Annotated in this window: 27 protein-coding genes; 23 read left to right on the plus strand and 4 right to left on the minus strand. The window is 62.5% G+C overall.

All coding sequences use genetic code 11. From position 1 onward, the window contains the following. Positions 1–170 precede the first annotated feature (170 nt). Positions 171–1,079, minus strand: a complete 909-nt coding sequence (locus HEP69_RS17625) for a MoxR family ATPase (RefSeq protein ID WP_290559805.1) — start codon at positions 1,077–1,079, stop codon at positions 171–173. A gap of 215 nt (positions 1,080–1,294) precedes the next feature. Between HEP69_RS17625 and HEP69_RS17630 the strand changes: the two genes are divergently transcribed. From HEP69_RS17630 to HEP69_RS17740, 23 genes are all read left to right on the plus strand, one after another. After that, on the plus strand, positions 1,295–2,326 hold the full coding sequence (locus HEP69_RS17630; protein ID WP_290559806.1) for a glycosyltransferase family 2 protein: 1,032 nt from the start codon (positions 1,295–1,297) through the stop codon (positions 2,324–2,326). Next, positions 2,323–2,952: a hypothetical protein gene (locus HEP69_RS17635; protein WP_290559807.1), complete on the plus strand. Its 630-nt coding sequence runs from the start codon at positions 2,323–2,325 to the stop codon at positions 2,950–2,952. Before HEP69_RS17630 ends, HEP69_RS17635 begins: the two co-directional genes overlap by 4 nt. Further along, the gene (locus tag HEP69_RS17640; RefSeq protein ID WP_290559808.1) at positions 2,952–5,315 is read left to right on the plus strand and encodes a glycosyltransferase family 2 protein; all 2,364 of its coding nucleotides are present in this window, start codon (positions 2,952–2,954) and stop codon (positions 5,313–5,315) included. The genes HEP69_RS17635 and HEP69_RS17640 overlap by 1 nt, the downstream gene beginning before the upstream one ends. 3 nt (positions 5,316–5,318) lie before the next feature. After that, complete coding sequence (locus HEP69_RS17645; RefSeq protein WP_290559809.1) at positions 5,319–6,029, plus strand: FkbM family methyltransferase; 711 nt, start codon at positions 5,319–5,321, stop codon at positions 6,027–6,029. Next, positions 6,026–7,072, plus strand: a complete 1,047-nt coding sequence (locus tag HEP69_RS17650; protein WP_290559810.1) for a glycosyltransferase family 2 protein — start codon at positions 6,026–6,028, stop codon at positions 7,070–7,072. The genes HEP69_RS17645 and HEP69_RS17650 overlap by 4 nt, the downstream gene beginning before the upstream one ends. Positions 7,073–7,201: 129 nt before the next feature. Continuing rightward, positions 7,202–8,131, plus strand: a complete 930-nt coding sequence (locus tag HEP69_RS17655; protein ID WP_290559811.1) for a phosphoadenosine phosphosulfate reductase — start codon at positions 7,202–7,204, stop codon at positions 8,129–8,131. 53 nt (positions 8,132–8,184) lie between these two features. Then, positions 8,185–9,222, plus strand: coding sequence for a dihydroorotase (gene pyrC / locus HEP69_RS17660; RefSeq protein WP_290559812.1), 1,038 nt, complete (start codon positions 8,185–8,187; stop codon positions 9,220–9,222). Positions 9,223–9,275: 53 nt separating this feature from the next. After that, a complete protein-coding gene (locus HEP69_RS17665) occupies positions 9,276–9,956 on the plus strand; it encodes an orotate phosphoribosyltransferase (RefSeq protein WP_290559813.1) in 681 nt (226 codons plus the stop codon). Positions 9,957–10,157: 201 nt separating this feature from the next. Continuing rightward, the gene (locus HEP69_RS17670; RefSeq protein ID WP_290559814.1) at positions 10,158–11,657 is read left to right on the plus strand and encodes a replicative DNA helicase; all 1,500 of its coding nucleotides are present in this window, start codon (positions 10,158–10,160) and stop codon (positions 11,655–11,657) included. A 146-nt stretch (positions 11,658–11,803) separates the two neighbouring features. Further along, a complete protein-coding gene (locus HEP69_RS17675) occupies positions 11,804–12,592 on the plus strand; it encodes a DUF1194 domain-containing protein (RefSeq protein WP_290559815.1) in 789 nt (262 codons plus the stop codon). 52 nt (positions 12,593–12,644) lie between these two features. Further along, positions 12,645–13,679 carry an alanine racemase gene (gene alr, locus HEP69_RS17680; RefSeq protein WP_290559816.1) on the plus strand — a complete coding sequence of 345 codons (1,035 nt, stop codon included), beginning with the start codon at positions 12,645–12,647 and terminating at the stop codon, positions 13,677–13,679. Next, positions 13,676–14,458, plus strand: a complete 783-nt coding sequence (locus tag HEP69_RS17685; protein WP_290559817.1) for an ABC transporter permease — start codon at positions 13,676–13,678, stop codon at positions 14,456–14,458. The genes alr and HEP69_RS17685 overlap by 4 nt, the downstream gene beginning before the upstream one ends. Beyond that, entirely contained in the window at positions 14,455–15,201 is a 747-nt protein-coding gene (locus HEP69_RS17690) for an ATP-binding cassette domain-containing protein (protein WP_290559818.1), read from the plus strand. Before HEP69_RS17685 ends, HEP69_RS17690 begins: the two co-directional genes overlap by 4 nt. Before the next feature lie 59 nt (positions 15,202–15,260). Further along, positions 15,261–15,725 carry a paraquat-inducible protein A gene (locus HEP69_RS17695; protein ID WP_290559819.1) on the plus strand — a complete coding sequence of 155 codons (465 nt, stop codon included), beginning with the start codon at positions 15,261–15,263 and terminating at the stop codon, positions 15,723–15,725. Between the two features lie 123 nt (positions 15,726–15,848). Then, positions 15,849–16,709 carry a DNA repair protein gene (locus tag HEP69_RS17700; protein ID WP_290559820.1) on the plus strand — a complete coding sequence of 287 codons (861 nt, stop codon included), beginning with the start codon at positions 15,849–15,851 and terminating at the stop codon, positions 16,707–16,709. A 146-nt stretch (positions 16,710–16,855) separates the two neighbouring features. Continuing rightward, entirely contained in the window at positions 16,856–18,220 is a 1,365-nt protein-coding gene (gene radA / locus HEP69_RS17705; protein ID WP_290559821.1) for a DNA repair protein RadA, read from the plus strand. 23 nt (positions 18,221–18,243) lie between these two features. Beyond that, a complete protein-coding gene (locus HEP69_RS17710; RefSeq protein ID WP_290559822.1) occupies positions 18,244–18,807 on the plus strand; it encodes a CvpA family protein in 564 nt (187 codons plus the stop codon). Positions 18,808–18,960: 153 nt separating this feature from the next. Next, positions 18,961–20,445, plus strand: coding sequence for an amidophosphoribosyltransferase (gene purF / locus HEP69_RS17715; protein WP_290559976.1), 1,485 nt, complete (start codon positions 18,961–18,963; stop codon positions 20,443–20,445). Positions 20,446–20,658: 213 nt separating this feature from the next. Continuing rightward, positions 20,659–20,922 (plus strand): hypothetical protein, encoded by a 264-nt coding sequence (locus HEP69_RS17720; RefSeq protein ID WP_290559823.1) that lies wholly within the window; start codon positions 20,659–20,661, stop codon positions 20,920–20,922. Between the two features lie 51 nt (positions 20,923–20,973). After that, positions 20,974–21,615: an SDR family oxidoreductase gene (locus HEP69_RS17725; RefSeq protein WP_290559824.1), complete on the plus strand. Its 642-nt coding sequence runs from the start codon at positions 20,974–20,976 to the stop codon at positions 21,613–21,615. 131 nt (positions 21,616–21,746) lie between these two features. Further along, positions 21,747–22,529, plus strand: coding sequence for a 5'/3'-nucleotidase SurE (gene surE, locus HEP69_RS17730; RefSeq protein WP_290559825.1), 783 nt, complete (start codon positions 21,747–21,749; stop codon positions 22,527–22,529). 12 nt (positions 22,530–22,541) lie between these two features. Beyond that, positions 22,542–23,186, plus strand: coding sequence for a protein-L-isoaspartate(D-aspartate) O-methyltransferase (locus HEP69_RS17735; RefSeq protein ID WP_290559826.1), 645 nt, complete (start codon positions 22,542–22,544; stop codon positions 23,184–23,186). 55 nt (positions 23,187–23,241) lie between these two features. After that, complete coding sequence (locus tag HEP69_RS17740) at positions 23,242–24,393, plus strand: peptidoglycan DD-metalloendopeptidase family protein (RefSeq protein ID WP_290559827.1); 1,152 nt, start codon at positions 23,242–23,244, stop codon at positions 24,391–24,393. A 162-nt stretch (positions 24,394–24,555) separates the two neighbouring features. Here the strand turns inward: HEP69_RS17740 and HEP69_RS17745 are convergent, their stop codons facing one another. Genes HEP69_RS17745 through tatB form a run of 3 tightly spaced genes read right to left on the minus strand, consistent with a single transcriptional unit; the run spans position 24,556 to position 26,761 of the window. Continuing rightward, positions 24,556–25,398, minus strand: a complete 843-nt coding sequence (locus tag HEP69_RS17745; RefSeq protein ID WP_290559828.1) for an ATP-binding protein — start codon at positions 25,396–25,398, stop codon at positions 24,556–24,558. Next, complete coding sequence (gene tatC, locus HEP69_RS17750; RefSeq protein WP_290559829.1) at positions 25,395–26,288, minus strand: twin-arginine translocase subunit TatC; 894 nt, start codon at positions 26,286–26,288, stop codon at positions 25,395–25,397. Before tatC ends, HEP69_RS17745 begins: the two co-directional genes overlap by 4 nt. Further along, positions 26,285–26,761, minus strand: a complete 477-nt coding sequence (gene tatB, locus HEP69_RS17755; protein ID WP_290559830.1) for a Sec-independent protein translocase protein TatB — start codon at positions 26,759–26,761, stop codon at positions 26,285–26,287. Before tatB ends, tatC begins: the two co-directional genes overlap by 4 nt. Positions 26,762–26,764 lie beyond the last annotated feature (3 nt).

Here is a 26,764-nt window from a genome sequence, read left to right on the forward strand (position 1 = left end):
CCCCGCCTTGCGCCCCGTGGGCGGGAGAGGGTGCTGGTGGTGGGGTGTGCGGCGGGGCGGGGGGGGTGGGGGGAGGGGGTGGGGTTCTCGCCCCCCCGCCGGGGTGGGGCCCACCCCCCCCCCCCCCGCCGGTATTTGAAAAGAGAAGAAGAGGCTGGTCATCACCGGGCTCAGACCGCGTCGAGGGACGCTTTGGCCTCATCCAGAAGGCGTTTGGCCTCGGAGCCTTGCAGTTTCGCGATATCGTCCTGGTACTTCAGGATCGCGCCCAATGTATCCGAGATCACCTCGGGGCTGAGATTGATCACATCCAGCGCAAGCAGGCATTTGGCCCAGTCTATGGTCTCGGCCACGCCGGGTTTTTTGAAAAGATCCTCGGTTCTGAGTTTTTGCACGAAGGCCACGACCTCGCGACTGAGCGCAGCGGACGCCTCGGGCGCGCGGGCCTCAAGGATGGCGATTTCGCGGTCGAAATCTGGATAGTCCACCCAATGATAGAGGCAGCGTCGCTTGAGCGCGTCATGCACTTCGCGCGTGCGGTTGGACGTCACGATCACAATCGGCGGCTCGGGCGCGGCGATGGTGCCCAGCTCGGGGATGGTGACCTGAAAATCGCTGAGCGCTTCGAGCAAGAAGGCCTCGAACGGCTCATCCGTGCGGTCCAGCTCATCGATCAAAAGCACGGGCGCGCCGTTTTCATCCGGGCGCATCGCCTGCAAGAGCGGGCGTTCGATCAGGTATTCGGGGCCGAACAGCTCGGTTTTCAGCGCATCACGATCCGCGCCTCCGGCCGCCTCCGCGGTGCGGATGGCGACCATTTGGGCCGGAAAGTTCCACTCGTAAACCGCGCTGGAAGCATCGAGCCCTTCGTAGCATTGCAGCCGGATCAGGCGGCGGCCCAGCGACGCCGACAACGCCTTGGCGATCTCGGTCTTGCCGACCCCGGCTTCGCCCTCGAGAAACAAAGGCCGCCCCAGCCGCAGGGACAGAAACACCACCGTGGCCAGCGCCCGCCCGCAGACATAGCCTTGGTTGCCGAGCATCGTCTGCACGGCCTCGATGGATGTGGCTTGGGTCATTCGGATCCTCCCTGCCCGGCCAAGAGGCCACGCGCACCCGCCAAGGTCAAGCGGCCTGTCATCTGGCGCGATCGGGCCGCGCCCTGCGCCGGATTGACGCCACAGACCAGAAATGTCATCAATCCCTTAAGAAAATAACGGTATCCGTCGATAAATGGCGCGATCAGAGCAGGCGATCAGATGACCGGATATTCCGGCACGGGCAAGGCGTTCAGGTGCGCATAACGACCGTCACATGTGTAAAGAACGAAGGCCCGTTCCTGTTGGAATGGATCGCGTTCAACCGCCTTTTGGGCGTCACGGATTTTCTCGTCTACTCAAACGATTGCAGCGACGCGACCGATCGGTTGCTGGATGCGCTGGCGCGGACCGGCTGGCTGACCCACCTGCCCAATCCCGCCCAGGGGCGCAACTACCAGATGGAGGCGCTGAAGGACGCGGCAAACCAATCCGTGGTCCTGGAGGCCGATTGGGTCTGGATCGCGGATGTCGATGAGTTTCTCAACATCCATGTGGGCGATCATACCATTGCGGCGCTGATCGAGGCATGCGGCGATCCGCAGGCGATCTCGGTCACCTTTCAATTCTTTGCCAATGACGGTGTCGTCGCGTTCGAGGACGCGCCCGTGATCGCGCAATTCAGGCATTGCCACAATCCCGATCTGTGGTGTGGCGAGACGGCGATTGAGGTCAAATCCCTGATCCGGAACGACTTTCCACTTCAGTATTACGGCGCGCACCGTCCGTTTTTCCGCAAGAACCTGGCTCCGCGCAAGCGGCCGCGCTGGACCGACGGGTCGGGCCGCGATGTGCCGCACCGGTTCCTGGTGGCCGCCAACCCGCGCCGCATCCGCCGGTTTCCAGCACGTGGCGCGCGGGACTTCGCGACGCTCAACCACTATGCGCTGCGCTCTGTCGACAGTTATCTGATTAAGACCGATCGGGGCGATGTGAACCGTGAAAACCGGGTCTTTGACGACACCTATTGGCGCGAGCGAAACGATCCGGCCTGGGAGGATCTGTCGATCCAGCGCTATCTGCCGGATCTCAAACGCGAGATCGAAGCGCTCAAGGCGCTGCCGGGGGTCGGTGCGCTGCATGACGAGGCCGTCGCACTGCACCGGGCGCGCCGCGACGCGCTACTGCGCGCGCCCGCCTATCGCAAGATGCGCGACCAATTGATCGCCGCCCCGAAACTGCCGCCGCAGGAGGAAGCGTTGTTGCAGTTGCTGGGTCTGGCTCCATGAGCCTGAAGGTGGTCAACCTGGGCCTGCCCAAATCGGGCACCACCACGCTGGCACGCGCCCTGCGACGGGGATCCCTGCCCTGTGCCGATCACAGGATTACTCCATGTGTGGGTTGCATAGAAAAAACAGAGTTTTATGTCGGGGAATTGATGTATCACGGCCTCTTCGATCTGGGAGATCCAGCGGCCTTTCTGGACGGGCTCGACACCGTCTCGGAGAGGCGCGTGCTGCGCGCGGGCCGCTCGCTTTGGCCGCAGACGGATTTTGCGATCATCGACGCGCTCCGGCGTCTTCATCCAGAACTGCGGTTCGTGGCCACGCGGCGCGATCCATTCGAGATGTCGCAATCCATGCTGGCCTGGTCCAACCTGGGGGAGCGGTTGCAGCAGGCCGAAATTCCAGGCCTGCCCGCCGGGTTCGGCGACACAACCAAGGCCCAGACCCAGTGGATCGAGGGGCATTATGCCCATTTGCGCGCGCTCTTCGAGGGCAGCGACCGGTTTCTGGAGCTCGACGTCTCGGCTCCCGATGCACGCGCCCGGTTGACGGATTTTCTGGGCACCGGACTGCCCTGGTGGGGACGCATCAACACCAATCCCCTCACCAAAGAGGGGGAGAGGCTGTAATGCGCATCGTGATCCATATCGGCCCTGCCGAGGTCGGGGCGGACCGGCTGCAAAAGGTACTGGCTGACAAGCGCGAAGCTCTTGAAAGAAAAGGCGTTCTTTTTCCGCGCGTGGCAGGTGCCACGAATCACACCCGGCTTTACATGGCCGTCACCGACCCCGATCACATAGACCCCTTGCGGTTCAATCGCGGAGTGATCGCGCCCGACGCTCAGACCGATCTGCGCGAAACACTGGCGGATGATCTGGCGCGTGAGGTGGCGCGCGCGCGCCCTGATCTGTTGCTTCTGTCGGCGCACCAACTGGGCGCATCGCTTCATCGGAGGTCCGAATTGGAGCGGCTGCGGGCCCTGCTGACCCCATTGTCGGACGATATCCGGTTGGTTGCGCATATTGACGAGCCTGCACGCCTGTTGTCGCGGGTCTATGCGGCGCAGGTGATGGAGGGGCGCGCCCGCTCGCTCAGCGCTGAGTTGGCCCTGACGGATGCCGCCGACTGGTGGGAGGGCGCCTTGGCCTTTTGTAACGCGATCGATCCCCAAGCTGGGGTGTTCATCGAAACGCAAGCCCCTCCCTTTTGGCTGGATTATCAGCGCCTTCGGGGATTTTGGGAGGGGGTGTTCGGGGCCGGGAGCCTGGCATTCCGCGCCTATGACCCGGAGCGGTTCGCGGATGCGGACGTGACCGAAGAAATCCGGCACAGCTTTGGCATTGAGGCGCAGATCGGCAAAGCGCAACCGGAGGCCGCCGCCACCTTGCCCTCGGCCGCATGGCTGGCCCGCGCGCGGCAGATGAACGCGCTTTTGCTGAAACTGCTTGAGAGCCGCAAACGCATCCTGCCGCGGCCCTTGTGGCGCAGTTTCCTCCAAGATCTGTTCGTGCCGGGAGACCCCGAGGATCCCGCAACACTTGGCGCCGTGTCGGAACGGTTCAAAGGCGATCTTGCCGATCTGATCGCCGAGCAGAGCCTGCCGCCGCGCGCGCTCACGGCCCCGCCCGCGACAGGGCCCTGGGTCGAGGCGGATCCGATGTATGGCTTTCGGGCCTCTCAATATCTGTTGGGTTTCATGTGGCGGATCAACAAGGCAACAAAGCAGGAGCGTGGCACGCGCGGCGCCGCGTTGGATCAGGTCGGGCAACCCAAGGGCGATGCCGAAAACGGGCGCAAAGACAACGATCTATCGGACAAAGCCAAAGCGATCATGCCGCCACTGGCAGTCCAGAAGTTCCGCACCCTGGTCACCTCTCCCTACCGGCCGCACAACCGCATGGGGGCCGTCAATGAAGAGGACCTTGCCGCCGCTTTTACGCCTGCCCCGCGTCGGCCGCTGGCCACGGGATCCAGCGGCAATGTGATTGTCGGCTGCATGAAGAACGAGGCGCCCTATATCCTGGAATGGATCGCCTATCACCGCGCGGTCGGCGTGGACAATTTCCTGATCTATACCAACGACTGCTCGGACGGGACCGAAGAGCTGCTTGAACGTCTCGATCAGCTGGGGGTGATCCAGCATCGCAACAACGATGTGTGGAAAGGCAACTCCCCCCAGCAATACGCGCTCAACCAGGCGCTGGCCGAACCGGTGATCCAAAACGCCGACTGGCTGATCCACATCGACGTGGACGAGTTTATCAATATACGCACCGGTAACGGCACGCTGGAGGATTTCTTTGCGAAGGTCCCGGATGCCACCAATGTCGCGATGACCTGGCGTCTGTTTGGACATAACGGCGTCACCCGGCTGCGCGACGATCTGGTGATCGACCAGTTCGAGGCCTGCGCACCGAAATTCTGCCCCAAGCCGCATACGGTCTGGGGGTTCAAAACGATGTTCAAGAACATCGGCGCCTATGCAAAGCTGTCGTGCCACCGGCCAAACAAGCTGGTCGAGGCGCAGGCGGGTCGGGTTAAATGGGTCAACGGCTCGGGTCAGGACATGACCCGCGAGGCGATCAAGAACGGCTGGCGCAACTCCAAGAAATCCATTGGCTATGACCTTTTGCAGCTCAATCATTACGCGCTGCGCTCGGCTGAGAGTTTCCTGATCAAACGGCAACGGGGCCGTGCGCTGCATGTGGACCGATCGATCGGACTGAACTACTGGATCCGCATGGATTGGTCGGATGTCCGCGACATCACGATCAAGCGGAACGTCCCACGGGTGCGGGCCGAATATGACCGCCTGATGCAGGATGCACGGTTGCGGACGCTGCATCGACAGGGCTTTGCCTGGCATCAGGCCAAGGCCGCCGAATTGCGCGCCATCCCGGAATTTCGGGATCTCTATACCCAGGCCCTGAGGGTCGAGCTGAACGAGACCGAGCGTGTCGCCTATGCTCTGGCGCTGGATATGGAGAGCTGAGCGGTGGATGGCACGGCCTGGATCGATCTGACGGATATGGAGTATCTGCATTGCCGCGGCATGAGGTTTCCCAAGGTCCATGACATCATTGGCGGTGCAATCCGGCACGGGCTGCGCAATGGCGATTACGAAGCCAAGGAGGCAGAAATCGTCAGCAAAAACATCAAGCCCGAGGACACCGTTCTGGAACTGGGCGGCGGCATCGGCTTTATCTCGACCCTGGCGGCGACCAAAGGCAAGGCGCGCGCCGTCCACACATTCGAGGCCAATCCCCGGCTGATCCCTTACATCCGCGCCGTGCACGAGGCCAATGACTGCCCCCATGTCGAAGTCAACAACGCCATTCTGGGAGCGCGCAAGGGTGTGGTCGATTTCTATATCCGCAAGAACCCGCTGGCCTCTTCCATGAGCGCGGTGCCCAACAAACCAGCGCTGGAGGTCACAAGGGTCGAGATGCGCAACGCCCGACATGAGTTCAAGCGCATCAAACCCACCGTGCTGATCTGCGACATCGAAGGGGCCGAGGCCCATCTGATGCCCGCCCTGCCCTTGGACGGTCTGCGCGCGGCCATTCTGGAACTGCATCCGCAATGGATCGGGCCCGACGGGATCAACCGCGTCTTTCGGGCCTTCATGGATGCGGGGATGGCCTATTACCCGCGCTTTTCCACCAACAAAGTGGTCTGTTTCCGCCGGGCCTGGCACGTGACATGAGCAGGCTGGCCGTTCTGACCGTCCGCAATGAAGGCGCCTTCGTGCTGGAGTGGCTTTCGCATCACCGCGCGACGGGGTTCACCGATTTCCTGGTCTTTAGCAATGATTGCCAGGACGGCACCGATACCATGCTGGATCGTCTGGCCGAATTGGGTTGGCTGACGCATATCCGCAATGACGGGCCCTATGACAAACGCGGCATTCAGTTCACCGCGCTCAAGACCGCCGAAAAGCTGGACGTGGTAAAGCGGGCGGACTGGATCCTGCCCCTCGATGTGGATGAGTTCGTCAATATCCATGTCGGCGACCGCACGCTGGACGCACTGTTTCAGGCACTGCCCGAGGCCACGGCGATCCCGCTGACCTGGCGGCTTTTTGGCAATGGCGACCAGGTGCGTTTTGCCGACAGACCGGTGACAGAGACATTTACCCGGGCCGCGCCGCTGGATATGCCCTGGCCCTGGCGCTCGGCCATGTTCAAGACGCTCTATCGCAATGACGGGACCTATCGCAAACTGGGTGTCCACCGCCCGCGCGACCCCGATCCCGACCGCATCGACCAGGCCCGCTGGTTCGATGGTGAGGGGCGCGAGTTAGGCGATCAGTTTCGCAAACGCCGCATCTTCTCCAATTACGGGCGCTCCAATCACGCGTTGGTACAGCTCAATCATTACGCCATCGGCGCGATGGAAAGCTTTGTCGTCAAGGCCGATCGCGGGCGCGCGGTACATTCCGATCACATGCTGGATGTCGATTACTGGGTTGAGCGGAACTTCAACACCGAAACCGATACAACCATTCATGCATTGGCGGATCAAAGCCGCCCGCATCTGGAAGGGCTGATGGCCGATGCAACGCTGCACGCGCTGCATGAACAGGCGGTCAACTGGCGCAAGGAACGATTCGAAGCGCTTTTGCTTGAGGAGCCATTCCGCGCGCTTTTTGCCCGGCTCTTGATGACACCGCCCTCGCGCCCGATCTCGGCGGCCACGGCCCGCACGCTGATCGGTTATGCCAATCGCGGCCGCACCGCCAAGGGCTGAACCCGCCGACAGAACCCAGGGCCGCATCAAACTGGCCCGAATTTTTCTCAATTTTGCCGTATTGCGAAAATAGCTTAGATTGCTATCGGAACAGCCCGCAGATGGCTGGCGCATTGAGGATCAAGTAAGATGCAGGACACGCCCCGCAGCCTGGAAAAATCCCTGGCAGGCCTCGACAAACAGGCGTGGAAGGCCGAACTGGCCAAGCTCGCGGAAGAGTGCGGCATGTTCCAGCCATTGGGCGACAAGCATTTCGCGACCTTCATCGAAGACAAGAACACCCTTTTGGTCACGTTTGAGACAGTCGACGGCATTCGCACCTTGTCGGAGGATGCACAGCCTTTGGGCTTTGATATGATCGGCGCATTGGGATGGTCCCATCTGGCGGTGATCTCGGATGGGGATACCTGGTTTCGCGACCCGCTGATCTATGGCTTTTTCGACCGGCTGATCGATGATGGCTTTTTCGAGGGTTTTGAAAAGATCGTGTTTTACGGCGCGGGTCCCTGCGGCTACGCCGCAGCCGCCTATTCGGTGGCGGCCCCCGGTGCGACGGTGATCGCGATCCAGCCTCAGGCGACGCTCGATCCGCGCATGACCGAATGGGACGAACGCTTTCCCGAAATGCGGCGCACATCGTTTACGGATCGCTATGGCTACGCGCCCCAGATGCTCGAAGCGGCCGAACAGGCCTATATCCTTTATGACCCGCGCGAAGATCTCGATGCGATGCATTCCGCGCTGTTCGAGCGCGCGAATGTCACCCGCCTGCGTCTGCCGATGATGGGCGGAGCGCTGCAAACCAGCCTCATCGACATGCACATCGTTTATCGGATGATTGTCCAGGCGGGCCAGGGCAAGTTTTCCGAAAGGGCGTTTTACCGGATGTATCGCGCACGCCGGGATTATCCGCCCTATCTGCGCAATGTCCTGGCGCGGCTGGACCGGGACGAGCGCGAGACGCTGTCCATGGCGCTGTGCCGCAATGTCACTTCGCGCATGCATGCTCCGAAGTTCGGGCGCAGGCTGGTGCAACTGGAACGCGCAAAGGCGAACTGACGCCGCACACACGGCATCTTTCCCACCCCGCATGGCTGTGCTAGCGGGGGATCATGTCTGATACACTGACCCTGCGCCGCCCCGACGATTGGCACCTGCATCTGCGCGATGGTGCGATGCTCAAGGGTGTCCTGCCCGAAACCGCCCGCCATTTCGCCCGTGCGATCATCATGCCCAACCTGGTCCCTCCCGTGGTAACCGGCGCCCAGGCAGCCGCCTATCGCGACCGGATCCGCGCCGCGCTGCCAGATGACATGCGTTTCGAGCCGTTGATGACGCTGTATCTGACCGAAGACACCGATCCCGATGACATGGCCGCCGCCCATGCCAGCGGGCTGATCACAGCCGTCAAGCTCTATCCGGCGGGCGCCACCACCAACTCCGCCTCTGGTGTGCGCGATTTCGAGCGCGTCCGTCCGGTGCTGGAACGGATGGCCGAGATCGGCCTGCCGCTCTGTGTGCATGGCGAGGTCACCGATGCCGATATCGACATCTTCGATCGCGAGGCCGTGTTCATCGACCGCGTGCTGGACCCGATCCGCCGCGCCACCCCCGGCCTGCGCGTGGTCATGGAACATGTCACCACCAGCGACGCGGTCGACTATGCGCGTTCGGGCGGGGAGGATCTGGGCGCGACGATCACCACCCATCACCTGGTGATCAACCGCAACGATATCCTGGTGGGCGGGATCAAGCCGCATTACTACTGCCTGCCCGTGGCCAAACGCGAGGAACACCGCCTCGCCCTGCGCGCCGCTGCAACCTCCGGTGAGCCTACGTTCTTCCTGGGCACCGACAGCGCGCCCCATGTGGATCCGCTCAAGGAACAGGCCTGCGGCTGCGCGGGATGTTTCACCGCCACCAACACCCTGTCGATCCTGGCCGAAGTCTTCGAGCAGGACGGCGCGCTCGACCGGTTCGAAGGCTTTGTTTCGCTCCACGGACCCCGCTTCTATCATCTGCCCGTAAACGAAGACACCATCACCCTCACCAAAGGCGATCCGGTCGTCTACCCCGCCAAACTCGACACCGGCGAGGGCCCCGTCACGATCTTCGACCCGATGATGCCGCTTCATTGGCGCGTGACCTGATCTTCTTCTCTTCTTAAATACGGCACTCCGCCGCTTGCCACGAAAGACCCGCGATGATCCCGTCCTCCTACCCGCCCGCCGATGAAATCGCCCGCCTCACCGCGCGCATGCTTCTGGAAATCGAGGCGGTGCATCTGAATGGCGACGATCCCTTCATCCTGGCCTCCGGCCTGCCCTCGCCCACCTACATCGATTGCCGCAAGCTGATCTCCTTTCCGCGCATCCGCGCCACGCTGATGGATTTTCTGACCGTCACCGTGATGCGCAACGCGGGCTTTGAGGCCTTCGACAATATCGCGGGCGGCGAGACCGCCGGTATCCCCTTCGCCGCGATGGTGTCCGAACGCATGGCTCTGCCAATGACCTATGTGCGCAAAAAACCCAAAGGATACGGCCGCAATGCGCGTATCGAAGGGGTGATGACCGAAGGCCAGCGCGTGTTGCTGGTCGAGGATCTGACAACCGATGGCGGCTCGAAACTGTCCTTCGTCGACGCGATCCGTGACACGGGCGCCCGCTGCGCCCATACGGCGGTGATCTTTTCTTATGGCATTTTCCCAGAAACCGAAAAAACCCTCGGCGACCATGGCGTGACCCTTCATGCGCTCTGCACCTGGTGGGATGTGCTCGCGGAAGCCAAAGAATCAGGCAGCTTCACTGCTGCAACCCTGACGGAAGTCGAAGCCTTTCTGAACGCCCCCCGGGCCTGGCAGGACGCGCGGAAAAACGCCTGAACCAGGGGCAAGACCAGGCAGATCCCGTCACGCATATTTGACAGAAGATCCCGCCGCTGACACTGTATCTGGTAGAACAGCGTCGGATGTGATCTGTATGATGGGGTTTGGGGATCGACCCACAACCTATCCACAGAAACATACAATTTGCACAAAATCCCGGGCACGCGCTATGCCAGCCCCGGTAGGCGTGGGGACGACATGAACGAGATTTCAAGCATTGATGCGGTACGCATGCAGGCCGAGGGCGATGCCCTGACGCAGCCGCATTCGATCGAGGCCGAACAGCAGCTGCTGGGCGCGATCCTCACCAATAACGACGTTTATGACCGTATCGCCGCGATCATCGGTCCGCAGCATTTCTACGATCCCGTACATGCCCGCATCTACGAGATCGCCGCCAGCCGCATCGCCAAGAATGCGCTGGCCTCGCCGGTCACGCTCAAGGCCTTTCTTGAGGATGACGAGGGGCTCAAAGAACTGGGCGGGCCAGCCTATCTGGCCCGTCTGGCAGGCGCCGCGATCAGCGCGTTTGCAGTGCGCGACTATGCCCAGATGATCTATGATTTCGCGATCCGGCGCGAGTTGATCGGCCTGGGCCGCGAGATCGCCGACAAGGCCGCCAAGGTCGATGTCGCCTCCGAACCCCGCGAGCAGATCGTCGAGGCCGAGCAAAAGCTCTACAAGCTCAGCGAGCAAGGCCAGTCCGAACGCGGTTTTCAGAGCTTTCTCAAAGCCGTAACAGACGCGGTCAATGTCGCAAACGCCGCCTATCAGCGCGAAGGCGGCCTTGCGGGCATCTCCACGGGTCTGACGGATATGGACAAGAAGCTGGGCGGATTGCACCGCTCGGACCTGCTGATTCTGGCCGGGCGCCCATCCATGGGCAAGACCTCGCTGGCCACCAATATCGCCTTTAACATCGCCAAGACCTACAAGCGCGGCCTGACCCCGGACGGCACCGAAGGCGCTGTGGATGGCGGCGTCGTGGGGTTTTATTCACTGGAGATGAGCGCCGAGCAGCTCGCCGCGCGGATTCTGTCAGAAGCATCCGAAGTGCCATCCGAACAGATCCGTCGCGGCGACATGACCGAAGCCGAGTTTCGCCGCTTTGTCGAGGCCGCCAAGGCGCTCGAGGCCTGCCCGCTCTATATCGACGACACCCCCGCCCTGCCGATAAGCCAGCTGGCCGCGCGCGCCCGGCGCCTCAAGCGGACCCATGGGCTCGATGTGCTGATCGTGGATTACCTCCAACTGGTCCGCCCCGCCACGGCCAAGGACAGCCGCGTCAACGAGGTTTCGGAAATAACCCAGGGCCTCAAAGCCATCGCCAAAGAGCTGGATATCCCCGTTGTGGCGTTGTCGCAGCTCAGCCGTCAGGTCGAAAGCCGCGAGGACAAACGGCCGCAACTCAGCGATCTGCGCGAATCAGGCTCCATCGAACAGGACGCCGACGTGGTGATGTTCGTCTTCCGCGAGGAATACTACGCCGAGCGTGAAAAACCCTCCGATGACCGCCTGGAGGAAATGGCCGCCTGGCAGGAGCGCATGGAACGTCTGCACGGCAAGGCGGAAGTGGTGATCGGCAAACAGCGCCACGGCCCGATCGGCACGGTCGAGCTGAGCTTCGAAGGGCGCTTTACCCGTTTTGGCAACCTGGTCAAACCCTGGCAACAGGACGGCGCAGCGGGCGATTACTGACCCGCGAGCCGCAAAATCCCGTCGGCCGAGAGACCGCCCCGGGCTTCTTCTGGCCATAAGTATTCCCGGGGGTCTGGGGGCAGCGCCCCCAGTCTGACCGCAAAGTGAGTGGACAGGCCCGGTCCTGCCGGGCGAGAGTTCGGAACATGCGCTGGCTCATGCTCCTGCTCTTTTTTCCCACACTGACCCTGGCCGATGAGCCGGTCGAGGTCGATGTCGAACTGTTTCTGGCGGTCGATCTCTCCCGCTCCATGACCCCGGCAGAGATCGATATCCAGCGGCGCGGCTATGCGACCGCCCTGGCCGACGGCGCGGTGTTCGCGGCCATTCAACAAGGGCTCTTGCAGCGCATCGCAGTCACCTATGTCGAATGGGCCGGGGAATACGCCCAGCGCGTGGTCGTGCCCTGGACCCTGATCGAAACGGCACAAGACGCCCAGACCGTTGCCGACCGGATTCAGTCGGAACTCAGCGACGGGATGAGCAGAACCTCGATCTCAGGCGCGCTCCTCTATGCGGCCCAAAGCATCCAGAGCAATGATTTCAACGGCTTGCGACGTGTCATTGATATTTCGGGTGACGGGCCCAACAACCAGGGCCGCCCGGTCCTTCGCGCCCGCGACCACGTGCTGGAGCAAGGGATCGTCATCAACGGCCTGCCGCTGATGACGCGCGACCAGATGAGCCGCATCTGGGACCTGCCGGATCTTGACGAATACTATCGTCGTTGTGTGATCGGCGGTCCGGGCGCCTTTGTGATCCCGGTCGAGGATTGGTCGCAATTCGCCGACGCCGTCAAACGCAAGCTGGTCTTGGAAATCGCAGGGCTGCCCGCCCGCCCGCTCCGGGTCCAGATGCGCAGTTTGCCGCCCTATGATTGTCTGGTCGGCGAAAAATTGTGGGAACGCAACCGCCGCTATTTCGACCTGCCCTGACCTGGGTCGCTTTCGCTTGACCTTGCCGTGCATCGACCGCATGAACCGGGCCATGGGTACGGCGCGACTTTCCATCAACCATTCGGCCATCGCCGCCAATTGGCGGGCGCTGGATGCATTGACCCGGTGCGAAACGGCTGCGGTGGTCAAGGCCGATGGCTATGGGTTGGGCGCGGGTCCGGTGGCGCGCACGCTGGCCCGGTCGGGCGCGCGGGTGTTTTTCGTGGCCATGGCCGAAGAAGGCGCCGCCATACGCGGGGCGCTGGGGCCCGAGCCGCAGATCTGCGTTTTTTCGGGCCATATGGAGGGCGATACCGACATCCTGCGCGCCCATCGGCTGACGCCGATGCTGAATTCGGTCGATCAGATGCTGCGCCATGTAGAGGCATTGCCGGGTCACAGCTTTGGCTTGCAGCTGGACACCGGGATGAACCGTCTGGGTATGGAGCCCGGCGAATGGTCCGCCCTGCGCGAGATCGCGATTGAGCAGAACCCGTTTCTGATCATGTCCCACCTGGCCTGCGCGGATGAACCGGATCATCCGATGAATGCGCATCAGCTCAGGCTGTTTCGCGATATGACCGCCGAGATGGAGGCGCCCCGCTCTCTGGCCGCGACCGGCGGCATCCTTTTGGGGCCAGAGTATCACTTTGAGCTGACCCGGCCAGGCATCGGCCTTTATGGCGGCCTGCCCTTCGCCGAGGCCGAACCGGTCGTGCGGCTGGATGCGCCAGTTATTCAGATCCGGACCGTCGAAGCGGGTGAAAGCGTCGGATATGGCAATAGCTGGATCGCCCAACGCCCCAGCCAGATCGCCACAGTTTCAGCCGGTTATGCCGATGGGCTGATCCGCGCCATGGGGCCGCGCGCGCTGGTCTATGCGGGCGAAAAACCCTGCGCCGTTGTCGGTCGCGTCTCGATGGATCTGATCACCGTCGATGTGACCGATCTCGACACCGCACCCGAGACGCTCAGCCTGTTGAATGCACATCAGACAGTCGACGACCTCGCCTTGGCGGCGGGCACCATCGGATACGAGATCCTGACCTCTCTGGGTGCGCGCTATAAACGGAAGGTGCTGGGATGATCGTTCTGTCGCCGCTGGGCGCGCTGGGTCGGGCCACGTTGGATGTTCTGTCGGCGATGGGACGGGTGGCGATCTTTGCCTTTGCCACATTCAGCCATATGGTCCGCCCGCCCTTTTATCCGCGCGAATTTGCGCTGGCGCTGTTGCAGATCGGCTGGCTGTCGCTGCCGGTGGTGGGCCTGACGGCGCTTTTCACCGGCGGCGCTCTGGCGCTCCAGATCTATGCCGGCGGCGCGCGGTTCAATGCCGAAGCGGTGGTGCCGCAGATCGTCGCCATCGGTATGGTCCGCGAGCTTGGGCCGGTTCTGGTTGGGCTGATGATCGCGGCGCGCGTCACCTCATCCATCGCCGCCGAGATCGCGACAATGAAAGTCACCGAGCAGATCGACGCGCTGGTGACACTCTCCACCGACCCGATGAAATACCTCACCGCCCCGCGTGTGCTGGCCGCACTGATCACGGTTCCAATTCTGGTGGGGATCGGCGATGTCATCGGCATTTTCGGCGGCTATGCTGTGGCGACGCAAAACCTTGGGTTCAACCCCGCGACCTATCTCAAGAACACAGTCGATTTTCTGGAGTTCCGCGACATCGTCTCAAGCCTGATCAAAGGCTGTGTCTTTGGCGGGATTGCCGCGTTGATGGGGTGCTACTATGGCATGAACTCGGGCCGCGGCGCCCAAGGGGTCGGACGTGCCACCAAGGGATCGGTTGAGGCGGCAGCCGTCATGATCCTGGCGGCGAACTTCCTTCTGACAGGGGTGTTTTTCTCGGTATGATCCGATTTGAAGGCGTGCATAAGGCCTTTGGCGACAATCGCGTGCTCAGAGGTGTCGATCTTGAGATCACCAAGGGCACCTCGATGGTGATCATCGGCGGGTCCGGCACTGGAAAATCAGTGGCGCTGAAATGCGTTCTGGGGCTGATCACGCCGGATCAGGGGCGCATTCTGGTGGATGGGAAGGACTCTCGGGCGGGCGATCACGACGCGTTTCTGGCCCGGTTCGGGATGCTCTTTCAAGGTGGTGCGCTTTTTGACAGCCTGCCGGTCTGGCAGAACGTGGCGTTTCGTCTGCTGCGCGGGTCGCTCAAGCGCCCGCAGGCCGAGGCGCGCGAGATCGCCATCGAGAAACTGCGCCGGGTGGGGCTGAAACCGGATGTGGCCGACAGGTTTCCGGCCGAGCTTTCGGGGGGCATGCAGAAACGCGTCGGATTGGCGCGCGCGATTGCCGCCGAACCACAGATCATCTTTTTTGACGAACCCACCACAGGGCTGGATCCGATCATGGCAGGCGTGATCAACGATCTGATCCGCGAGATTGTGACCGAGATGGGGGCGACGGCGATGACGATCACTCATGACATGAGCTCGGTCCGGGCGATTGCGGATACTGTGGCAATGCTGCATGACGGGGTGATCCAATGGACCGGACCCGTGGGACAGATGGATGTTTCGGGCGATCCGTATCTCGATCAGTTCATCCACGGACGCGCCGAGGGGCCCATTGAAGCCGTCCGATAATCCCCGGGCCCAGAAAATACGTATTTTCTGGGACATTTTCTGTTAGAAAATGGGTGCTTATGATCCTGCGCATCCTCACCCTTTCCCTGCTGGTTCTTTACCCCGTCGCGTGGTTCGCACCGCTGATGCGCGCGGGCCTTCTGCCGCTCTTTGGGTTGTCAGAAATCTCGGTGATCACCGGGCTTCAATCTCTCTGGGAATCCGATGTGTTTCTGGCGCTTGTCGTGACGGGTTTTGCGCTCTTTGCTCCTTATCTCAAGACAATCGGTCTGGCGCTGGTGCAATGGGACCTGCTGTCTCCGCGATTGATGCCTGCGCTGCACGTTCTGGGCAGGCTCGCCATGGCCGATATTTTCCTGATCGCGCTCTACATCACCCTCGCCAAAGGCATCGGTGTCGGCAGGATCGAGGTCGCCTGGGGCCTTTACCTGTTCACCGCGTGCATTCTATCGGGTCTGGTTCTGCATCATCTGACAGAGCGGGCCGGCGAGATTGACGCAGATCTGGAAACAACAACCAGATAATGTCCATGATTTGCCACCTTTCTGACACATTCCGCTAACCGTATGCTTTTTCCTTTGAAAACGCGGTGTTGGCCAACGTAGACTCTCGCGGTGGTGCATCATCTCGCACCATTGGGGGACAAAATGAATGATACGCTGCGCGCGACCTGGGCGGTCGTGGTCTATTTGTTGCAACGTCTGGCGGTCTTTATCATCGCGCTGACCGCACTGGGGCTTGCGGGGTACGTGTTGGCTTGCGGGTTGGGCCTTGCCCCCTGGCTCAGCCTTGAGTTGCGTTTTGGTCCCTATTTGGTCCAGGAGGCCGGGATCGCGGTGCAACTGGCGGTGACCTTTATGGCCCTGACATTGCTCTTTTACCTGCCCAGCCACACCCGCATGATGGCTCTGGAAACCTCACACCGCAACTTTCACATGACCATGCGCGACGTGGCGCGCGCCTATGCCGCTGCGCATCAGGAAGACCGGGAGGGGGCGTTCACCCTGTCCTCCGAGTTCGACTCGATCCGTGACCGCATCGCCTTTCTGCGCGCCCATCCCGATCTGGACACGCTTGAGCCCGAGGTGATGGAGCTGGCGGCCCAGATGAGCCATATCTCCCGCGAGCTGGCTCGCACCTATTCGCAAAACAACGTCGCCCGCGCCCGCGATTTTCTGGTCCAGCGGCAAGAGGATATCGCCGAGTTCGAGGACCGCGTGCGCCTTGCCAAATCGGTTGCCGAAGAGCTGACCCGCTGGAATAGGCGGGTCGAACTGGAAGAAAGTGTCGCGCGCTCGCAGCTTGAACAATTGCGCATTGAGCTGGCCGATATCCTGCCCGAGCTGATCGCCGAGCCGGAGCCAACCGCGCCCGCCACCGAGAGGATCGCCAGGGACGATCCGGGGGACCATCCACGCCCCGCTCCGCCGGATCTGAACGATGAGGCCGACCTTTATGCCGAAGACGGGCGCATCGTCGCGCTTCTGGCCCGGCGGGCGGTGCGGTAGCAGCTCGCGGCCGCTTCAAGATGGGCATCGACATGCAACGGGCCCGCGCCTTGCGGGTGACGCGCGAGATCACCTGACATGACTTCGGTCCTGCGCCTTGACGTCTGGGCCTTGTTGGCGCGCCCACTCTGAGGCAAGAAGCAGGCATGGCTAAAACCAAATCCTTTACCTGCACCGCCTGTGCCAGCACCTTCACCAAATGGTCGGGCCGCTGCGAGAATTGCGGCGAATGGAACACCATCGCAGAACAGGGCCCCCTCTCCTCCGGCCCGCCGTCCAAGACGTTGGGAGGCAAGCGCGGTCAGACGATACAGCTTACCGATCTTGCCACGTCCGAGGCGCCGCCACCGCGCACCCATTCGGGCCTGGGAGAGCTTGACCGCGTCCTGGGCGGCGGTCTGGTCGCGGCCTCGGCCACGCTGGTGGGCGGAGATCCCGGTATCGGGAAATCCACGTTGTTGCTGCAAGGCGCGGCGCAGTTCGCCCGGGCAGGTCTCAAGACGCTCTACATCTCGGGCGAGGAAGCCTCCGCCCAGGTCCGCATGCGCGCCCGGCGTCTGGGCCTTACCGACGCGCCCGTCAAGCTGGCCGCCGAAACCAATCTGCGCGACATCCTCACCACGCTGGAGGCCGAACGCCCGCAGCTTGCCATTGTCGATTCGATCCAGACCATGTGGGCCGATAATGTTGAAAGCGCGCCGGGGTCGGTCGCCCAGGTCCGCGCCTGTGCGCATGAGCTGACCGCCTTTGCCAAACGGCACGGCACATCCGTGATCCTGGTGGGCCATGTCACCAAGGATGGCCAGATCGCGGGCCCCCGCGTGGTTGAGCATATGGTCGATACCGTGCTTTACTTTGAAGGAGAGCGCGGACACCAGTTTCGCATCCTGCGCAGCGTCAAGAACCGCTTCGGCCCCGCCGACGAGATTGGCGTCTTTGAGATGACCGGTCGCGGGTTGGAAGAGGTCACCAACCCCTCGGCTCTCTTTCTGTCGGAACGGGGCGAGCCCAGCCCCGGCTCTATCGTTTTTGCCGGAATCGAGGGGACGCGCCCGGTGCTGGTCGAGCTTCAGGCGCTCGTGGCCCCGACCCCGCATTCGCAACCCCGCCGCACGGTCGTGGGCTGGGATGGCGGACGGCTGGCGATGATTCTGGCGGTGCTTGAAGCGCGCTGCGGCATCCCGTTTGCCGGGCTCGATGTCTATCTCAATGTCGCGGGAGGGCTGAAAATCACCGAACCCGCCGCCGATCTGGCCGTGGCCGCGGCGCTTTTGTCGGCGCGCGAAGATACGGCACTTCCCGCGGATACGGTTGTTTTTGGGGAAATCAGCCTTTCTGGCGCGCTGCGCCCCGCGCCGCAAACCGAAAACAGGTTGAAAGAGGCGCAAAAACTTGGTTTTTCAGGGGCCATCGCACCCGCCGGTGGCAAGATCGGGTCGGGCGGTGGTCTTACCCTGACCCGCCCCTCCGATCTGACGCAATTTGTCGGTGACGTGTTCGGAGCGGGCTGACAACACACATACAGGCGAGGGACATGGAAGGCTTTACCATCATCGACGGCATCGTGGCCGTGATTATCGTGCTTTCGGCGCTGCTGGCCTATTCCCGGGGTCTGGTGCGCGAAACGCTGGCTATAGCCGGATGGATCGTCGCGGCGATTCTGGGGTTCATCTTTGCCCCGCAAGTCGAGCCGCTGGTCAAGGAAATCCCTGTCGTGGGAGAGTTCATCGCCGACAGTTGCGAGCTTGGCGTGATCGCCGCCTTTGCCGCGGTCTTTGCCGTGGCGCTGATCGTGGTCAGCTTTTTCACGCCGCTTTTTTCCTCGCTCGTGCAACGCAGCGTGCTGGGCGGGCTCGATCAGGGGTTGGGCTTTCTTTTCGGGGTGGCACGCGGCGTGCTTTTGATCGCAATCGCCTTTTTCGTCTATGACGTCGTGATCACCGGGCAGACCTTCACCATGGTGGACGAAAGCCGCTCAGCGGTGGTGTTTGACCAGTTCTCCTCACGTATCGAAGAGCAAAACCCCCAGGCCGCCCTGGGCTGGATCACCGCGCAATACGAGAACCTTGTCAGCAGTTGTGCCGCGCCTGCCCAGTGAGCCCTTGCATCGCTGCAACAGGCAGTCGGCACGACCCCTTGAAATGCGATCCTTTCGTGACATGTATGGCGTGACCTTTTAAGGAAAGGTTGCGTCCCCTTTTCCCGGATCCGGAGCTGCCCCTTGTCCGACCAGATCGTCGCAGACGACCCGTTGCCGCCCTCCAGCCCGTTCGATGTAGATGCGTTTTATCCTGACGCTGCGGATGAGGATAAGCTCAAGGAGGAATGCGGCATTTTCGGCGTGATCGGCGTCAAGGATGCGGCAAGTTTCGTGGCTCTTGGCCTGCACGCCCTGCAACATCGCGGTCAGGAGGCGGGTGGCATTGTCACCCACCACCCCGAGCACGGTTTCAACCAGACGCGGCGTTTTGGCTATGTGCGCGACAATTTCACCAGCGCATCGGTGATGGAGACGCTGCCCGGGCCCCTGGCCATCGGGCATGTGCGCTATTCCACCGCTGGAAGCAAAGGGCCCACAGCGATTCGCGACGTGCAGCCGTTTTTTGGTGAGTTTTCCATGGGCGGTGCCGCGATTGCCCATAACGGCAACATCACCAATGCCAATGCGCTACGCCGTGAGCTGATCGAGCGCGGCTCGATCTTTCAATCCTCGTCAGACAGCGAATGCATCATCCATCTGATGGCCCGGTCGCTGCAACGCAACATCCCCGAACGGATGGAAGATGCGCTGCGCCGGGTCGAGGGCGCCTTTTCCGTGGTCGCCATGACCCGCACCAAGCTGATTGGCGTGCGCGATCCCTTGGGTGTGCGCCCGCTGGTTCTGGGCCAGGTCGGCGATGGCTGGGCGCTGAGTTCCGAGACCTGCGCGCTCGACATCATCGGTGCCGATTTCGTGCGCGAGATCAAGCCCGGCGAAATGGTGGTGATCACCGAAAAAGGCGTGGAGAGCCATTTCCCCTTCCGCCCCGCGCCGCCGCGCTTTTGCATCTTTGAGCATGTGTATTTCTCGCGCCCTGATTCGATCATCGGCGGACGGTCGGTCTATGAAACGCGCGAGGCCATCGGGATGGAACTGGCCAAGGAGTCCCCGGTCGACGCAGACCTCGTCTGCCCTGTTCCCGACAGCGGCACGCCTGCGGCCATCGGCTATGCCCGGCAATCGGGCATTCCGTACGGCATGGGCATCATCCGCAACCAATATGTGGGACGCACCTTTATCGAGCCGACCGAGCAGATCCGAAACATGGGTGTGCGGCTCAAGCTGAATGTCAACCGTGCGCTGATCAGCGGCAAACGGGTCATCCTGGTGGACGATTCGGTGGTGCGTGGCACCACCAGCCGCAAGATCAAGGAAATGATCCTGGATGCCGGCGCGGCCGAGGTCCATTTCCGCATTGCCTCCCCTCCGACGGCCTGGCCGTGCTTTTATGGGGTCGACACGCCGCAGCGCGAGAAACTCCTTGCCGCCACCATGTCCGAGGATGAGATGTGCGCGCATCTGGCGGTCGACAGTCTGAAATTCATCTCGCTCGATGGGCTCTACCGTGCCGTAGGCGAGGCCAAAGGCCGCGACAACAGCTGCCCGCAATATTGCGATGCGTGTTTTTCCGGCGAATACCCGGTTGAGCCTGCCGACATGATCGCCCAAGGCTTCGAGCTGAAAGCGGCGGAGTAACCCTCCGCTCCCGGCTCGGGGTCCGCCCGGTTTCAAGAGGATCGTCACGCATACCCGCTTTGCGTGGCGACGCTTTGCCGATGGCAGGCGCCCCTTTGCCGACACGCGACCGCCGCAATTCGGCCCCCTCTTTTCGCCGTCTCCTCCGCATGATAGCGCCCGGTGCTGCAACGCAGCAGGAAACGCGTCGACCAGACGCTGGAGACAGGCAGAATGGCAGAACCAATCCCCGCGGCAGACGCTGCTCAGGATTTCGCGACCGAAGATGGGGTGCTGCCCTTGGGCCGGATGAGCCTGATCGGTACGATGGGCACCGACACGGTACGCCGTGCGCTGATCCGCCTGCCCAGTGGCCGGATCGAACGGGTGGGCGTTGGTGACACGCTGCGCGGACGCCGGATTGATGCGATTGAACCCGAACGCGTTTTGCTGAGCCGCAATGGACGTCAAAGCGTTCTGGAAATGCCCCATGGATGACCCGGCAAAGGGGGGCTTGACCCCACATCGCCCAAAGGCCAAACCGCAGCCATGACCGAGAAACTTGCCCTGATCACCGGTGCCTCACGCGGGCTTGGCGCCGCTATGGCCGAAGCGTTGGCCCCGACCCATCATATCGTGGCCGTCGCGCGCACCGTCGGCGCGCTTGAAGAGCTCGACGACAGGATCACCGCCAAGGGCGGCACGGCCACGCTGGCGCCGATGGACATCACCAATGCGGATGCGATGGCGACCCTCTGCCGAGGGATCTATGACCGGTGGGGCATGCTCGATCTTTGGGTCCATGCCGCGATCCATGCCGCACCTCTCAGCCCGGCCAATCATGTGGATGCCAAGGACTGGCAGAAATCGGTCGCAATCAACGCCAACGCGACCTCGGTGCTGATCCCCTATATCGCGCCGCTCTTGGGCCGGACGGGACAGGCCGTGTTCTTTGCCGATCCCGACACGACGGGCGCGAAGTTCTTTGGCGCCTATGGGGCCACCAAGGCCGCGCAGATCGCCCTCGCCCGCAGTTGGGCGGCAGAGACTGAAAAGACCGGGCCCAGGGTGCAGATCCTCAGCCCCCGGCCAATGCCGACGGCCACCCGCGCGCGGTTCCATCCCGGCGAGGATCGCAGCCGCCTTGCCGCACCCGGCGACGAGGCGCGGCGCCTGCTGTCGATGATCTGAACGATCGGCCCGGGCACCCGCGCCGCGCCGTTGAAACATCAGGCTGGACCAACCCAACCGCTTTGCCGGTCTGGGCAATGCTTGCCCTGCCCTGCCCGCCCGTCTATCAAGTGCCAAACAAGGGGCAGATCATGCGAATTTTGTTGACGAATGACGATGGGATCAACGCGCCCGGGCTTGCGGTTCTCGAAGACATCGCCGCCGAACTTGCAGGCCCCGATGGAGAGGTCTGGGTCGTCGCCCCTGCCTTTGAACAATCGGGCGTGGCCCATTGCATCAGCTATACCCATCCGATGATGATCGCCCAAATGGGGCCGCGCCGTTGGGCCGCCGAAGGCTCTCCGGCCGATTGTGTTCTGGCCGCCATTCACGACGTGATGACCGACGCGCGCCCCGATCTGATCCTATCGGGGGTGAACCGGGGCAATAACTCGGCCGAGAACGCGCTTTACTCCGGCACGCTGGGGGGCGCGATGGAAGGGGCGTTGCAGGGCTATCCCGCAATCGCATTGTCGCAGTTTTATGGACCTGCCGTCGCACAATTGCCCGATCCCTTTGGTGCGGCCCGTGCCCAAGGCGCCGAGGTCATCAGGCGGATCCTGAATGCGGAAATGCCCAAATCGGATGAGTATCGCCTGTTTTACAACGTCAATTTCCCGCCCGTCCCAGGCGATGAGGTCAAAGGCATCAAGGTGGCACCCCAGGGGTTCCGCCGCGACATGGGCTTTGGCGTTCAGCCGCACCTGTCGCCCGGCGGCAAGCGCTTTTTGTGGGTCACCGGCGCGCCGCAGCAACAGCCGACCCATCCCGGCACGGATGCGGCGGTGAACCTTCAGGGCTATGTCTCTGTCACACCGATGCGGGCGGATCTGACCGATCACAGTGCTCTGGACGCGCTGAAAGTCATCGAATGAGCAGGCTCTGACATGGGCCCGACGCCCGAAACCACGATGCAGTTTCTCTACGCTTTGCGGTCCAAGGGCGTGACCGATGCACGGGTGCTGAGCGCGATGGAAGAGATCGACCGAGGCCCTTTCGTGCGCGGTCTGTTTGCCGAACGCGCCTATGAGGACATGCCCCTGCCGATCAATTGCGGCCAGACGATCTCGCAGCCTTCGGTGGTGGGGCTGATGACGCAAGCCTTGCAGATCAACCCGCGCGACAAGGTGCTGGAGGTGGGCACCGGCTCGGGCTATCAGGCGGCGATCCTGTCGAAGCTGGCGCGGCGCGTCTATACGGTGGACCGGCACCGCCGTCTGGTGCAGGAGGCGCGCGCGGTTTTCGCCGACCTCGATCTGACCAATGTCACGGCCGTCACCGGCGATGGATCCTTCGGGTTGCCCGAACAGGCCCCCTTCGACCGCATCCTCGTGACCGCCGCCGCCGAGGACCCGCCCGGCCCCCTATTGGCGCAGCTCAAGATCGGGGGTATCATGGTGGTGCCGGTGGGGCAGTCCGATGCGGTTCAAACCCTGATCCGGGTGCGCAAGACCGAAGACGGCCTTGAATATGACGAGCTGAGGCCGGTTCGCTTTGTTCCTCTGCTTGAGGGGCTGAGCCGCGACAGTTGAAAAGCTTTGATGCAAAATCCCCGGACAACATGGGGAGGTTTTTGAGGATATCGAGATGCGTTTTGCGAAACGATCTGCTGCAGCGATGACGGCATGCCTGGCCTTGGCGGCCTGTAGTGAGCCGCTGGACTTCGACCTGCGGGGCAATCTGGGTGCGTTTTCGACCGCCGATGCGGCGCGCACGGCGACGGCCTCCCGGCCCGCGCCGGACGCGCGTGGCATCATTTCCTATCCCACCTATCAGGTTGCCGTGGCACGCCGGGGCGACACGGTCACGTCGCTTGCCCAACGCATCGGCAGCGATGCCGACGCACTGGCCCGCTTTAACGGGGTCGACAAGGACGTGCCGCTGCGCGACGGCGAAATCCTGGCCCTGCCCAGCCGGGTAACCGAACCCGCACCGGGCACCCCCGGCTCGATCGATCTGACCACGCTGGCCGGGAACGCGATTGACGACGCACCCAGCACCCCGCGCGTGACCACAGCGGCTCTGGAACCGGCTCAGCCCAGCCAGGCGGACGCACAGGGCGAACCCATCCGCCACAAGGTGTCACGCGGCGAGACAGCCTATACCATCGCGCGGCTCTACCGCGTGCCGGTGCGCGCCCTGGGAGAATGGAACGGGCTCAGCTCGGACTTTGCGATCCGCGAGGGGCAGTACCTGTTGATCCCGGTCGCGAATGCGGAGCCGCCGCGCCGCACGGCCTCGGCCCAGCCGGTCACCGAACCCGGTCAGGGCTCCCCGACGCCGACCCCACCCAGTGCAACCACACCCCTGCCTGACGAGGATGTCGCCTCGGCCAGTTCGGTGCCGCCCGCACCCACCGTCGATGTGGGCACCCCGACACGGGCCAGCACGGCGCGTATGGCGATGCCGGTTCAGGGCAGCATCATCCGTGACTATGCCAAAGGCCGCAATGACGGCATCGATATTGCGGCCGATCCCGGCGCACCGGTGCGCGCCGCAGACGATGGCACGGTGGCCGCGATCACATCGGACGCCGATCAAGTCCCCATCGTCGTGGTCCGCCACGCGGACAACATCCTCACCGTCTATGCCAATGTGGACGGCATTTCGGTTGAGAAAGGCGATACTGTCACGCGCGGCCAGCAGATTGCCAGGCTGCGCGGCGGAGACGACGCCTATGTGCATTTCGAGGTCCGTGAAGGCTTTGACAGCGTCGATCCCAACCCATACCTGAACTGATCGTCTGAAGACGGCCCGCCGAAGCGGGGCAGATCCGCAACGCAACGCAAAGAGGCCCTCTTGCCAGGCGGCAAGCGGGATCAGCCGCTAACGCCGCAACCCATTGCGCCGCGCCTGAAACGCAAAAGCAGCCAGGTCGTATGAGGTTATTGGCGGGGCGCCCTAGATCAGGGAAACCCCGTGACGCCCGGCCAGATCGACAAAGAACTGCCAGGCGACCCGGCCCGACCGCGCGCCGCGCGTGGCCTGCCACTCGATCGCCTCGGCGCGCAGTCTGTCGGCGTCAACGGCCACATTGTGGGCCGCGCAATAGCCGTCGATCATCGCCAGATACTCATCCTGGCTACAGGGGTGGAAACCGAGCCAAAGCCCGAACCGATCCGAGAGCGATACCTTCTCCTCCACCGCCTCTGACGGGTTGATCGCCGAGGAACGCTCATTCTCGATCATATCGCGGGGCATCAAATGCCGACGGTTGGATGTGGCATAGAAGACGACATTCTCAGGCCGTCCCTCGATCCCGCCATCCAGCACGGCCTTGAGGCTTTTATAGTGCTGATCGTCGTGGGAAAATGATAGATCGTCACAAAACAACACAAAACGATAAGGCGCCCCGCGCAGAAGATTGAGCAGACGCCCCACAGATGGCAGGTCCTCGCGTTGCAGTTCCACCAGCTTGAGATCCGGATGATCGGTGTGAACTGCGGCATGGATCGCTTTGACCAGGCTTGATTTTCCCATGCCCCGCGCACCCCAGAGAAGTGCGTTGTTGGCCCCGAACCCCCTGGCAAAGCGCAGGGTGTTGTCCAGCAACGTATCGCGGGACCGGTCGACGCCCACCAACAGGGTCAGATCCACCCGGTTCACATCGACCACCGCTGCCAGCCGATCCGGCTCCACGTGCCAGACAAATGCACCGGCCTGAGAGAAATCAGGGGCCTCCAGTGGCGCGGGAGACATCCGCTCCAGCGCCGCTGCAATGCGGTCCAACGCATCATCGCTCACGATTTGCGGTCCTCGCCCATATCGGCCATGTCATCTGCGGCCTCGGGGTCTTCGTCCTCGTCATCGTCAAACCACAGGCCTTGGGCGCGCAGCTCTTTTTCACGCTTGCGCTCCACCCGGCGCACCAATTGGATCGAGATCTCGTAAAGCCCATAAACCACGACAAAGAGGATGGCCTGGGTGATCACATCCGGCGGCGTGACAAGCGCGGCCAGCACCAGAATGCCCACCACCGCGTATTTGCGCACATCACCCAAGCCCTGGGCGCTGACCAGGCCCGCCTTGCCCATCAATGTCAGCAAAACCGGCAGTTGGAAACACATGCCAAAGGCAACGATGAATTTGATCGTCAGGTTCAGATATTCCTGAGCCGACCCCTGGAACACCACCGATAAAGGCGCTGTCTGCCCCTCGGGAACGGCCTCACCTTCGGCGCCAAACTGCTGAAATCCCAAGAAGAAATCATAGGCCAAGGGCGTCACGATATAGAATGCGAAGGACGCGCCCAGAAAGAACATGAATGGGGAGGCGACCAGAAACGGCAGGAACGCCCCTTTTTCCTGCTTGTAAAGACCCGGCGCCACGAACCGCCAGAGCTGATGCGCGATAAACGGAAAGCCCAGGATGAACCCGCCCAGAAGCGACACCTTGATGGCGACAAAGAACCCTTCCTGCGGGCTGATAAAGATCAGGTCGCAGTCCTGCCCCCGATCGGCCAGCACCTGACACAAGGGCGCCGTGAGAAAGTTGAAGATCGGCGTGGCCACCGTAAAACACACGATCATGCCGGCCAGAAAATAAAGAACACAGCGAATGAGCCGCGTGCGCAGCTCGGTCAGATGCTCGATCAGCGGGGCGGCCGAGTCGTCGATGTCTTCGGTCTGGCTCATGTCTTGGTCTCGGAGCTTTCAGGGCTTGGGGGCGTCAGCTGCGCCTCGTACTCTTCGGCCTTGGCCAGCGCGTCAGCGGCTTCCTTGGCCTTGCGCTCGGCTGCGGCGCGGGCGGTCGCTGCCTGAATTTTCCGCGCGTTTTCAGCACGCTCCGCGGCCAGCTTGCCCGTCTCGGTCTCGGGATCGTATCTCGTGGGATCAAGGCCCTTGGTGATATCGCGTGTGGCCTCCTTGACGCTGTCCATCGCGCTGCCAACCGGGTTGGCCGCAGCCTTGAGGCCTTTGGCCACCTCATTGACGCCCGCCTCATCGGCGGCATCGTTCATCGCGCGCGAAAACTCCCGCGCCATGCCGCGCGCCTTGCCCACGAAGCGGCCGATATTGCGAAACAGCATCGGCAGGTCTTTGGGACCCACGACGATCAGCGCGACAATGCCAATGACCAGAAGCTCGGTCCAGCCAAGGTCAAACATGGA

The sequence above is a fragment of the Aestuariivita sp. genome (assembly GCF_021404545.1).
GTDB lineage: Bacteria > Pseudomonadota > Alphaproteobacteria > Rhodobacterales > Rhodobacteraceae > Aestuariivita.